Here is an 11,344-nt window from a genome sequence, read left to right as displayed (position 1 = left end):
TTTCGTATACGAATCGTTTAGAATGTCGGCATGGGTATCGTCAAAATTTCAGACCAGCTGCATGAGAGCCTGCGCATTGCCAGCGGCGCGCTTTCACGTTCTATCAACGCGCAGGCGGAGCATTGGATGCGCATCGGCATGCTGGCCGAGTTGCACCCCGACCTCGATCACCGCGAGATCAGCCAGCTGCTGATACGGGCCGAGCAGAGCGGGGGGCTGGACCTGGCTGCGATCGCGGCCATACCGGCCAAGCCGCACGGCGGCCGCAAGGGCGTGCAATGAGGGGCGGCGGCGTCAAGATCCGCACGGCGGACGAGATCGCCAAGGCGCGCGAAGCCGGCCGCCTGGCCGCCCAGGTGCTGCACATGATCACGCCCTTTGTGCAGCCCGGCGTCAGCACCGACGCGCTGGACAAGATCTGCCACGACTACATCGTCGACGAGCTGAAGGTGACGCCGGCCAATATCGGCTACCACGGCTATCCCAAGACCCTGTGCAGCTCGGTCAACGAGGTGGTCTGCCATGGCATCCCCTCGGCCAGCAAGATCCTCAAGGATGGCGACATCGTCAATCTCGACGTGGCCGTCATCAAGGACGGCTGGTTCGGCGACACCAGCCGCATGTATTACGTGGGCGAGCCCAAGCCGCTGGCGCGCCGCCTGGTGGACACCACCTACGAGGCCATGCGCGCCGGCATCATGAAGGTACGCCCCGGCGCCACGCTGGGCGACGTGGGCTTCGCGATCCAGCGCGTCGCGCATGCCGCGGGCTTCAGCGTGGTGCGCGAATACGGCGGCCATGGCATCGGCGACGTCTATCACGACGAGCCGCATGTCCTGCACTTCGGCAGGCCGGGCGAGGGGCTGCGCCTCAAGGAGGGCATGATCTTCACGGTGGAGCCCATGATCAACGCCGGCAAGCGTGGCGTGAAGGATCTGGCCGACGGCTGGACCGTGGTGACCATGGACCGCTCGCTGTCGGCGCAGTGGGAGCACATGGTGCTGGTCACCGCCAGCGGCTTCGAGCTGCTGACGCCCTGGCCCGAGGGCTTCGGGGCTTACCCCGCCATCACCAGTCAGTAGATGCTGCCGTTGGCGCCCGAGGAGGTCAGCACGCCGCCGATCACGTCCAGCCAGTAGGGCGCGACATTGAGGCTGCGGCTCCAGTTGCGCAGGTCCATCGTGCCCTCCTGGGCGCGCAGGCGGTCCACCCGTACGCTGGAGAAGGTCAGCGGCGTCTTGGGCTGGATGGTGGTGGCGGCGATGCTGGGGCGCAGGAAGTAGGCGGCGCCATTGCCCATCACCGTGCCGACGCCATCGTCCACCACCACGGCGGTCTGCTCGTCCACGCCGATGCCGCGCGCGTCATCAGGGCGGGGGACCCAGGCGTCCTTGATGATGCGCGCCAGGAAGGTCATCAAGCGGCCCATGCGGTCGCGGGTGACGAGGTGGGCATCGGCAATCGTGTTGCCCAGGCCGGGCACGCTGGTGATGAAGCCGCGATCCAGCGTGAGGCGGCGGTCGTAGGGGTTGCTCAGCGCCTGGGCCGAGGTGATGGTGTCGTTCTGTGCCGAGAAGTCGAACTGCGCCAGCACCGCCAGGCCGGCACTGGTGCCGCCCACCGGCACCTTTCTGGCGATCAGACCCTGCACCGCCTGATCCAGCGCCGTACCCTTCCAGAGGTTGATGTAGTCCCATTGATCGCCACCGGCGATGAAGAGCAGGTCGGCGCCGGCGACGATGCGCTGGACATTGGCGTCATTGGCGCCCTCGCGTGTCTTCACCACCAGGGTCTCGACCGAGTCGACCCCGCCCATCTGGTAGAGGTAATCGTTGTAGCCATCGGCACCCGAGGCGCGTATCACCACCACGTCGATCGGCGTGTTGCCCGCGCCGCGTGCCTTGGCAATCATGGCCATGAAGGCGGCGTCGACATCGGTGCCACCCCCCATCAGCACCGACATCGGCGTGGCGGGTGTAGGCGGGGCCTGGTTGTCGGCGCTGCCGGTGAGGTAGTAGTCGTAGTTCCTGGAGCTGTAGGTCGGGGTTCCGACCTTCTTGTCCGAACCGCCCGCCAGCGCCGGCGTGGCCAGCGTCATCGACAGCAGGCATACGGCCAACAGGCCCTGCATCAGTTCCAGACAGGAACGGCGTGAAAGCTTAGGCATGGGACGACTCCGAACCCGGCGCGGCAATGGCCAGGTGCCGGCCTAGTGTAGGGCGGCGGTGGCTGGCGTGCCGGGGCATTGACCCCCGGGATGGGTGTATGCGAGTCGACGTTCAGACCCGCTCCACATGATGACGCCCTGCACGCCGCCCGGCGCCAAGCCCGACAGCGGGGAAACCTGATTCCGCCAGGCGCGCGGAAAGGGCTACATTGCGGATTGCCGCGGCGAACGGCCCGATGCTGTACTTCCAATGCAAGCCCTGCAGGAGACGATCGATGAAGCTGTACTACCACCCCGCCTCAACCACCAGCCGGCCGGTGATGCTGTTTGCCGCGGAGCAGCGGATTCCGCTGGAGATGCAGCTCGTGGACCTGTTCACCGGTGAGCATTACCAGGCGCCCTTCGAGGCCGTCAATCCGAATCGTCTGGTGCCGGTGCTGGAAGATGGCGCGTTCCGTCTGACCGAGAGTTCGGCCATCCTCAAGTACCTGGCCGACAAGATCGACTCGCCGCTCTACCCCAAGGAGTTGCAGGCGCGTGCGCGCGTCAACGAGCGCATGGACTGGGTCAACACCCAGCTGTGCCGTGACTTTGCCTATGGCGCGGTCTACCCGCAGATCTTCCCGCTGCACAAGCGCCGCAGCGACGAGGCGCAGAGCGCGCAGCTGCAGTGGGGCTGCGAGCGCGCGCAGGCCTGGCTCAAGGTGCTGGACCAGCACATCCTCGGCGCCCAGAATCCCTATCTATGCGGCGCGCAGATGACGATCGCGGACTACTTCGCCAGCGCCTTCGTGGCGCTGGCCGAAATCATAGGCAGCGACCTGGCCGCCTATCCGCAGCTGCGGGCCTGGTTGGGCCGCATGAAGGCCTTGCCCAGCTGGGCGGCCGTGAACCAGATGATCGATGGCTACGCGGCTTCCCTGAAGGGCCAGGCCATGGTGGCGGTGTAGGGCGGCCGGACGCTGACGAGGAGGCCACGATGATTCGCAAGCTGCATCACAACGCCTATCGCTGCCGAGACTCGGAGGCAACGCGCGCTTTCTACGAAGACTTTCTTGGCCTGCCGCTGAGCGGCACCCTGGAGATCACGCAGACGAAAAGCGGCCGTGCGACGCATACCTTGCATACCTTTTATCGGCTCGACGACGGCTCCTTCCTGGCCTTCTTCGAGGCGCCCGACATGCCGTTCGAGTTCAAGGCGCAGCACGATTTCGATCTGCATATTGCGCTGGAGGTGTCGCGGGAAACGCTCGAGCAGATGTTTGCCAAAGGCCGTGGTGCGGGCATCGAGACCCGCGGCGTGTCGGACCACCATTTCATCGACTCGATCTACTTCCGCGACCCCAATGGCTATGTGATCGAGCTGTGCACCAAGCGCGCCGAGCATGATCAGGCCATGGACCCAGCCACGAACGGTGCGCGTGAGAAGCTGCGGCGCTGGACGGCATCCAAACCCGCGTCGCGCCAAGCCTAGCGCCATGGATCAGCGTGCCGTCGTCGGCCGCCCGCGAAATCAGAGCTTGAAGTCGTAGTCGATCGTCAGCGGCGCATGGTCGCTGAACTTCTGCGCCGTGTAGATCTGCTCGCGCTTGGCCAGCGCGGCGAGCGCGGGCGTGGCGAAGTGGTAGTCCAGGCGCCAGCCCACGTTCTTCGCATAGGCCTGGCCGCGGTTGCTCCACCAGGTGTATTGCTCGGGCTTGTCGTTGAGGGTGCGGAACACGTCGACCAGGCCGCCTGCGTCGGGGTTGATCAGCTGGCTGACCCAGGCACGCTCCTCGGGCAGGAAGCCCGAGTTCTTGAGGTTGCCCTTCCAGTTCTTCAGATCGATTTCCTTGTGCGCGATGTTCACGTCGCCCACCAGGATGAATTCGCGCTCCGCCTTCAGCGCCATCAGGTGCGGGTAGATGGCATCGAGGAAGCGGAACTTGGCCTCCTGGCGCTCCGGGCCGCTGCTGCCGCTGGGGAAGTAGCAGCTGATCAGGCTGAGCTTGCGGCCGGGCTTGTCGAAACGCTTCTCCACCCAGCGGCCCTCCTTGTCGAATTCCTCCACGCCGAAGCCCAGGATCAGGTCGCTGGGCTCCTCCCGCGTATAGAGGCCGACACCCGAATAGCCCTTCTTTTCGGCGTAGTGGAAATGGCCCCGCAACTGGCCCGAGCTGCAATAGACGCCGGCGACATGCTCGTCCTGCGCCTTGACCTCCTGAACGCCCAGCGCATCGGCTTTTTGCTCGGGTAGCCATTCGAAGAAACCCTTGCTCGCAGCGGAGCGGATGCCGTTGAGGTTGGCGGAGATGAAGCGCACGGTGATCTTTCTGGGGCGTGGACGAAAGTCTGGCAGTCTAGGGGGCTTCGCTGCCGGTGTCGTGGCCGACCCACATTTCCAACCGTCGATCGGTGGGGATTTGGCAAGTGCCGATGTGGCTGCTAGATTTCGTGCACCCTCAATCGCAAACGTTTGCCGGCATTGGGTGCGCAAACGGAACCGCCAAAGGATGTACCCATGAAACAGCAAGGACTCAAGCCGAGCGCCCTGGCGCTGGCACTCGTGACCGCTTTCCCCATGCATGCCGCGCTGGCGCAGAGCGCCGAGTCGGCCGAGGCCCGCAAGGAGCCCGCGCAGCTGGAGGCGGTGATCGTGACCGGTAGCCGCCGCGTCGAGAACATCAAGGACGTGCCGTTGTCGATCTCGGCCATCAAGGGTGATGCGCTGGAGACCTACAACGCCAGCGGCCAGGACATCCGCGCGCTGTCGGGTCGCGTGCCCAGCCTGAACATCGAATCCGATTACGGCCGCACGTTCCCGCGCTTCTATATCCGCGGCATCGGCAATATCGACTTCGACATGAACGCCTCGCAACCGGTGGGCCTGGTGTACGACGATGTGGTGCAGGAAAGCATTGCGCTCAAGGGCTTCCCGGTGTTCGACGTTGATCAGGTTGAAATGCTGCGTGGCCCCCAGGGCACGCTGTTCGGCCGCAATTCGCCGGCCGGTGTGATCAAGTTCGACTCGGCCAAACCCGGCAAGCGCCTGGAGGCCTACGCCAACATCGGCTACGGCCGCTGGAACGCCGTCAACGTCGAGACAGCCCTGAACATGCCGCTGAACGATGACTGGCAGGTGCGCGTGGCTGGCCTGCTGCAGCGCCAGGACAACCGTGTCCACAATCCGCTGCCTGCTGCCACCAGTGATCTGGAAGGCTATAGCGACAAGGCCTTGCGCTTGCAGGCCGCCTACAAGAACGGCGGCTTCTACGGCCTGTTTAAGCTGCAGGGGCGCGACTACAAGGGTTCGGCCACGACCTTCCGTGCCAACATCATGAAGAAGGGCACCAACGATCTGGTCGACGGTTTCGATTACAAGTACTACCCGACCGATGGCTACAACAGTCAGACGCTGAAGTCCCATGAGCTGAGCGCGCGCCTGCGCTGGGAGCTGGACGGCATGACGCTGCACTCCATCACCGCCTACGACCGCGCCAAGTTCTACAGCCGTGGTGATGTGGATGGCGGCTTCGGCAGCGATGCCATTTTTGGCGGCCCGAAGCAACTTCCCATGGGCCCGGACTATCCCGGCCAGCCAGCCTACATTCCGTTTGACGCGCAGACCGCCGACGGCATCCCCTATCTGCGCCAAGTCACGCAGGAATTCCGCCTGCAGTCCAACACCAGCGCGGCCTTGCAGTGGATCGGCGGTGTCTATTACTTCAGCGAGAAGCTGCAGGTCGACAGCTTCAACTTCGACACCTTCGCCGCTGGTGACCCACAGAACGGCTATGCCGTGCAACACCAGGAGGCCAAGTCCTGGGCCGCCTTTGGCAACCTGAACTACGCGGTCACGCCCGAATTCAAGATCCGCGGCGGCTTGCGCTATACCGACGACAAGAAAGACTGGGACGGTTCGCGTACCCAGGGCTTCACCACCGTCGGCCCCCTGAGCACGCACCCCAAGTCCACCAACTGGAGCTGGGACCTGGGCGCCAACTACAACGTTGACAAGTCCACCAGTCTGTTCGCCCGCGTGGCCACAGGCTACCGTGCACCCTCGATCCAGGGGCGCGTGCTGTTTGGCGACACCTTCTCCGAGGCCAAGGCCGAGAAGGTACTGTCGGTGGAGGGCGGCTTCAAGGCCGACCTGCTCAACAACACCGCGCGTGTCAGTGGCACCATCTTCAAGTACCGTATGAAGGACATGCAACTGACCGCCAGCAGCGGCCAGGTCAATCAGAACGTGCTGCTAAACGTTGCCAAGGCCGAGGGCCAGGGCTTCGAGCTGGATGCGCAGGCCATCATCGCGCGTGACTGGAAGACCACGCTGGGCTTCTCCTACAACGACACCAAGATCAAGGATCCCAATCTGTTCACGCAGACCTGTGGCGCGCCTTGCACCCTGCTCGACCCGATCAAGGCGGGCACCAATCCGGCCGACAAGATCGTCTCGATCGATGGCAACCCGCTGCCGCGCGCGCCCAAGGTGGTGTGGAATTGGACCCTCAAGTACAGCACCGAGATCGCCGGCGGCGATCTCTCAGTGCTGACCGACTGGGCCTACAAGGACAAGTACAACATGTTTGCCTATGAGGCCATCGAATACCGGGCGAAGGCTGCGCTGGAAGGCGGTCTGCGCGTGGGTTATGGCTGGGCCAATGGCAAGTACGAGGTAGCGGCCTACTCGCGCAACATCACCAACCACCTGCAGACGGTGGCGGCGATTGCCTTCAACAACCTCACCGGCATCGTGAACGAACCGCGCAGCTACGGCGTGCAGTTCAAGGCCACGTACTGACAGGCCCGATCGCCTGGTACGCAGGCCCGGCCCTCAGAAGGGGCCGGGCCTTTTTTGTGCCGCCTACAATGCCGGCCAATCCCATCTCGTGCCCCCGCCCATGAACACCCGCACCACCCCCCTGGCCCAGGAATTCGTCGCCTTTGCCGTCGAGGCGGGGGTGCTGCGCTTCGGCGAGTTCAAGACCAAGGCGGGGCGCCTGAGTCCCTATTTCTTCAACGCCGGCCTGTTCGACGATGGCGCCAAGCTGGGCCGCCTGGCCGGCTTCTATGCGCGCACCCTGATTGACTCGGGCATCCAGTTCGACATGATCTTCGGGCCGGCCTACAAGGGCATCACGCTGGCCGCCGCGGTGGCCATCGAGCTGGCGCGCCTGGGGCACAACAAGCCCTTTGCCTACAACCGCAAGGAAGCCAAGGACCATGGCGAGGGCGGCACCCTGGTGGGCGCGCCGGTGCAGGGCCGCGTGCTCATCATCGACGACGTGATCTCGGCCGGCACCTCGGTGCGCGAGTCCATCGCGATGATCCAGGCCGCGGGCGCCACGCCCTGCGGCGTCTCGATTGCCCTGGACCGCCAGGAGAAGGCGGTGGAGAACGGCGTGGAGAGCCCGAAGTCGGCGGTACAGTATGTGAGCGAGCAATTGCAACTGCCCGTGAGCGCAATTGCCGGCCTGTCGGACTTGCTGCAGTATTTGCAAACGACGAGCAGCCCTGCCATCGCCGCCCATGCGGGCGCGGTGCAAGCCTACCGAGATCGTTACGGAGTCTGATGCGCGCTTCCGAACTACGCGTCGTTGCCGCTCGCTGCGCTGCTGCCGCCACCTGCTGGCTGGCCGTTGCGGCCGCAGCGCTGGCGCAAACCCCGCTCAAATCCGCGGGCGGCATTTACAGCTGCACCACCGCCGATGGCCGACGCCTGACCTCGGACCGGCCGATCGCCGAATGCAGTGCGCGCGAACAGCGCGTGCTGAATGCCGACGGTTCCTTGCGCACGGTGGTGCCGCCGTCGATGTCGCCCGAAGAGCGTGCCGCGCAGGAGGCCAACGAGCGCAAGCTGGCGGCCGAGCGGGCCGCCAGGGCCGACGCGGCCCGGCGCGATCGCAACCTGATGACGCGCTACCGCAATGAGGCCCAGCATCAGAAGGCGCGCGAGTCGGCGCTGGACGACGTCGTCAAGTCGATGCAGATCTCCGAGAAGCGCGTGCAGGACCTGGCCGCGGAGCGCAAGCCCTTGCTGGACGAGGCCGAGTTCTACAAGGGCAGGCAGTTTCCCGCCAAGCTGAAGCTGCAGCTCGATGCCAACGACGCATCGACGCAGGCCCAGAAGGAGCTGATCGAGAACCAGAAGGCCGAGCTGGTGCGCGTCAACAAGCTCTACGACGCGGAGCTGGCGCGGCTCAGAAAGCTCTGGGCCGGCGCCGCTCCCGGTTCCGTCGACTAAGCGCCGAGCTTCTTCTTCAAGAGCTCGTTCACCGCTGCGGGGTTGGCCTTGCCCTTGGTGGCCTTCATGGCCTGACCCACCAGGGCGTTGAAGGCCTTGTCCTTGCCGGCGCGGAATTCATCCACCGACTTCTGGTTGGCGGCCAGCACCTCGTCGAGGATGCGCTCGAGCTCGCCGGTGTCGCTCATCTGCTTCAGGCCCTTGGCCTCGATCAGCGCGTCGACGTCCGAACCTTCGCCACTCCACAGCGCCTCGAACACCTGCTTGGCGGCGTTGTTGGAGATGGTGCCGTCCTGGATGCGCTGGATCAGCGCGCCCAGCAGGGCCGGGCTGACCGGGCTGGCCTCGATCTCACGCTCCTCGCTGTTGAGGCGGCGCGAGACCTCGCCCATCAGCCAGTTGGCCACCAGCTTGGGTGCGCCGCAGACCTGCTTGGCGGCCTCGTAGAAGCGCGCCGTGGCCAGGCTCTGCGTCATGATGGCGGCGTCGTAGGCGGTCAGGCCGTCCTGCTGCTCGAAGCGCGCGGCCATCACCGAGGGCAGCTCGGGCATCTCGCCCTTCACCCGCTCCACCCATTCCGGCGCGATCAACAGCGGTGGCAGGTCGGGGTCGGGGAAGTAGCGGTAGTCGGCCGAGTCTTCCTTGCTGCGCATCGCGCGCGTCTCGCCGGTGTCGGGGTTGAACAGCACCGTGGCCTGTTGAATCTTGCGGCCATCCTCGATCTCGTCGATCTGCCAGTTCACCTCGTAGTCCACCGCCTGGATCAGGTTGCGGAAGCTGTTGAGGTTCTTGATCTCGCGGCGCGTGCCATAGGGCTCGCCGGGCTTGCGCACCGAGACGTTGACGTCGCAGCGGAACGAGCCTTCCTGCATATTGCCGTCGCAGATGCCCAGCCACATCACCAGCGCGTGCAGGGTCTTGGCGTATTCGCAGGCCTCGGCGCCCGAGCGCATCTCGGGCTCGGAGACGATTTCCAGCAGCGGCGTGCCGGCGCGGTTCAGGTCGATGCCCGACTGGCCGTGGTAGTCCTCGTGCAGGCTCTTGCCGGCGTCTTCCTCGAGGTGGGCGCGCGTCAGGTTGACGACCTTCTTCTCGTCGCCGACGAAGAACTCCACGCGCCCGCCCTGCACCACCGGGATCTCGAACTGGCTGATCTGGTAGCCCTTGGGCAGGTCGGGGTAGAAGTAGTTCTTGCGCGCGAAGATCGACAGCGGCGCCACCTTGGCGCCCACCGCCAGGCCGAAGCGGATGGCGCGTTCCACCGCGCCGCGGTTCAGTACCGGCAGCGTGCCCGGCAGGGCCAGATCCACCGGCGAGGCCTGGGTGTTGGGGGCGGCGCCGAAGGCGGTGGAGGAGCCGCTGAAGATCTTCGAGGCGGTGGAGAGTTGGACGTGGTTTTCCAGGCCGATCACGACCTCGTAGCCACGGATCAGTTTGCTAGAAGATGCCATGTGCTTAGATTCCTGCGGGGGCTTGGGTGTGCCAGTCGGTGGCCTGCTGCAAGGCATGGGCCGCGTGCAAGAGCTGACCCTCCTTGAAGTAATTGCCCAAGAGCTGCAGACCCACCGGCATGCCGCCTTCGCCGAAGCCCACCGGCACGCTCATGCCGGGCAGGCCGGCCAGCGAGCCCGGCAGGGTGAAGATGTCGGCCAGATAGGCCTTGACCGGGTCCTCGGCGCCCTCGCCGGCCTTCCAGGCCACGCTGGGGGCCACCGGGCCGGCGATCAGATCGCATTGCCGGAAGGCCTGCTGGAAGTCGTCGGCGATCATGCGGCGCAGCTTCTGGGCCTGCAGGTAGTAGGCGTCGTAGTAGCCATGGCTCAGCACATAGGTGCCGATCATGATGCGGCGCTTGACCTCGGCACCAAAGCCTTCGGCGCGGCTCTTCTTGTACATGTCCAGCAGGTCGTCGTACTGGGCCGCACGGTGGCCGAACTTGACGCCGTCGAAGCGGCTCAGGTTGGAGCTGGCCTCGGCCGGGGCAATGATGTAGTAGACCGGAATCGCCAGTTCGGTGCGGGGCAGGCTCACGTCCACCAGGGTGGCGCCGAGCTTTTCCAGCTCGGCCAGGCCGGCGCGCACCGCCACATTCACGTCCGCGGCCAGGGCGGCCGGGAAGAACTCGCGTGGCAGGCCGATGCGCAGGCCCTTGAGCGGCTGGGCGGCCGTGGCGCCCTCGCGGGCGGTCAGCATCTGGGCGTGGAAGTCCTGCGGCGGCTGTTGCACGCTGGTGGCATCGCGCTCGTCGAAGCCGCTCATGGCGGAGAGCAGCAGGGCGCAGTCTTCGGCGCTGCGCGCCATCGGGCCGGCCTGGTCCAGGCTGGAGGCGAAGGCGATCATGCCGTAGCGCGAGCACACGCCGTAGGTGGGCTTGATGCCGGTGATGCCGGTGAAGCTGGCGGGCTGGCGGATCGAGCCGCCGGTGTCGGTGCCGGTGGTGGCCGGCACGATGCGCGCTGCCACTGCCACCGCCGAGCCGCCCGAGGAGCCGCCGGGCACGCGGCCCAGGTCCCAGGGGTTGTGGGCGGGGCCATAGGCCGAGTTCTCGTTGGCCGAGCCCATCGCGAACTCGTCGCAGTTGAGCTTGCCCAGCGAGACCGTGCCGGCGCCATTGAGCCTGGCCACCACGGTGGCGTCGAAGGGGCTGCGGTAGCCGGCGAGGATCTTGGAGCCGGCCGTGGTGGGCATGTCGGCGGTGACGTAGATGTCCTTGTGCGCCAGCGGGATGCCGATCAGGGCACCGGCCTCACCCGCCGCCAGGCGCGCATCGGCGGCCTGGGCGCGCGCCAAGGCACCCGCCGCATCCACATGCAGGAAGGCGCCCAGGGCCTGGTGGGAGGTAACACGTGTAAGCAGGTGTTGGGTCAGTTCGGCGCTGGAAAACGCCTTGGCGCGCAGGCCCTGGCCCAGTTCGGCCACGCCCATTTCGTGCAGGGACTTGGTGCTCATGC

General features: G+C 65.7%; 11 protein-coding genes. 7 read left to right on the top strand and 4 right to left on the bottom strand.

What is annotated here, in order from left to right:
• Positions 1 to 30 precede the first annotated feature (30 nt).
• The gene (locus tag AC3WQY_RS03635) at positions 31 to 282 is read left to right on the top strand and encodes a ParD-like family protein (RefSeq protein WP_492705862.1); all 252 of its coding nucleotides are present in this window, start codon (positions 31 to 33) and stop codon (positions 280 to 282) included.
• Positions 279 to 1,082, top strand: coding sequence for a type I methionyl aminopeptidase (gene map / locus AC3WQY_RS03630; RefSeq protein WP_285234272.1), 804 nt, complete (start codon positions 279 to 281; stop codon positions 1,080 to 1,082). The genes AC3WQY_RS03635 and map overlap by 4 nt, the downstream gene beginning before the upstream one ends.
• Here map and AC3WQY_RS03625 read toward each other — a convergent pair.
• Positions 1,076 to 2,167 (bottom strand): cyanophycinase, encoded by a 1,092-nt coding sequence (locus AC3WQY_RS03625; RefSeq protein WP_492705860.1) that lies wholly within the window; start codon positions 2,165 to 2,167, stop codon positions 1,076 to 1,078. The genes map and AC3WQY_RS03625 overlap by 7 nt on opposite strands.
• A gap of 275 nt (positions 2,168 to 2,442) precedes the next feature.
• Here AC3WQY_RS03625 and AC3WQY_RS03620 point away from each other — a divergent pair, with 275 nt between their 5' ends.
• On the top strand, positions 2,443 to 3,117 hold the full coding sequence (locus AC3WQY_RS03620) for a glutathione S-transferase family protein (RefSeq protein ID WP_492705858.1): 675 nt from the start codon (positions 2,443 to 2,445) through the stop codon (positions 3,115 to 3,117).
• A 29-nt stretch (positions 3,118 to 3,146) separates the two neighbouring features.
• A complete protein-coding gene (locus tag AC3WQY_RS03615) occupies positions 3,147 to 3,641 on the top strand; it encodes a VOC family protein (protein WP_285234269.1) in 495 nt (164 codons plus the stop codon).
• Positions 3,642 to 3,680: 39 nt separating this feature from the next.
• Here AC3WQY_RS03615 and AC3WQY_RS03610 read toward each other — a convergent pair whose 3' ends face one another.
• Positions 3,681 to 4,475 (bottom strand): exodeoxyribonuclease III, encoded by a 795-nt coding sequence (locus AC3WQY_RS03610; RefSeq protein ID WP_492706057.1) that lies wholly within the window; start codon positions 4,473 to 4,475, stop codon positions 3,681 to 3,683.
• 192 nt (positions 4,476 to 4,667) lie between these two features.
• On the opposite strand from AC3WQY_RS03610, the gene AC3WQY_RS03605 reads away from it, so the two are divergent.
• The 3 genes from AC3WQY_RS03605 (at position 4,668) to AC3WQY_RS03595 (ending at position 8,393) form a co-directional block, all read left to right on the top strand.
• Complete coding sequence (locus tag AC3WQY_RS03605) at positions 4,668 to 6,950, top strand: TonB-dependent receptor (protein WP_492705855.1); 2,283 nt, start codon at positions 4,668 to 4,670, stop codon at positions 6,948 to 6,950.
• A 100-nt stretch (positions 6,951 to 7,050) separates the two neighbouring features.
• On the top strand, positions 7,051 to 7,722 hold the full coding sequence (gene pyrE / locus AC3WQY_RS03600) for an orotate phosphoribosyltransferase (RefSeq protein ID WP_492705853.1): 672 nt from the start codon (positions 7,051 to 7,053) through the stop codon (positions 7,720 to 7,722).
• Positions 7,722 to 8,393 carry a hypothetical protein gene (locus AC3WQY_RS03595; protein ID WP_285234266.1) on the top strand — a complete coding sequence of 224 codons (672 nt, stop codon included), beginning with the start codon at positions 7,722 to 7,724 and terminating at the stop codon, positions 8,391 to 8,393. Before pyrE ends, AC3WQY_RS03595 begins: the two co-directional genes overlap by 1 nt.
• Here AC3WQY_RS03595 and gatB read toward each other — a convergent pair.
• Positions 8,390 to 9,844: an Asp-tRNA(Asn)/Glu-tRNA(Gln) amidotransferase subunit GatB gene (gene gatB / locus AC3WQY_RS03590; RefSeq protein ID WP_492705851.1), complete on the bottom strand. Its 1,455-nt coding sequence runs from the start codon at positions 9,842 to 9,844 to the stop codon at positions 8,390 to 8,392. The genes AC3WQY_RS03595 and gatB overlap by 4 nt on opposite strands.
• A 4-nt stretch (positions 9,845 to 9,848) precedes the next feature.
• Positions 9,849 to 11,342 (bottom strand): Asp-tRNA(Asn)/Glu-tRNA(Gln) amidotransferase subunit GatA, encoded by a 1,494-nt coding sequence (gene gatA / locus AC3WQY_RS03585; protein ID WP_285234264.1) that lies wholly within the window; start codon positions 11,340 to 11,342, stop codon positions 9,849 to 9,851.
• Positions 11,343 to 11,344 lie beyond the last annotated feature (2 nt).

The organism is Roseateles sp. FW301-B2 (genome assembly GCF_058788955.1).
Note: the sequence above shows the minus strand (reverse complement) of the source record. Positions and strands in the feature narration are given on the sequence as shown.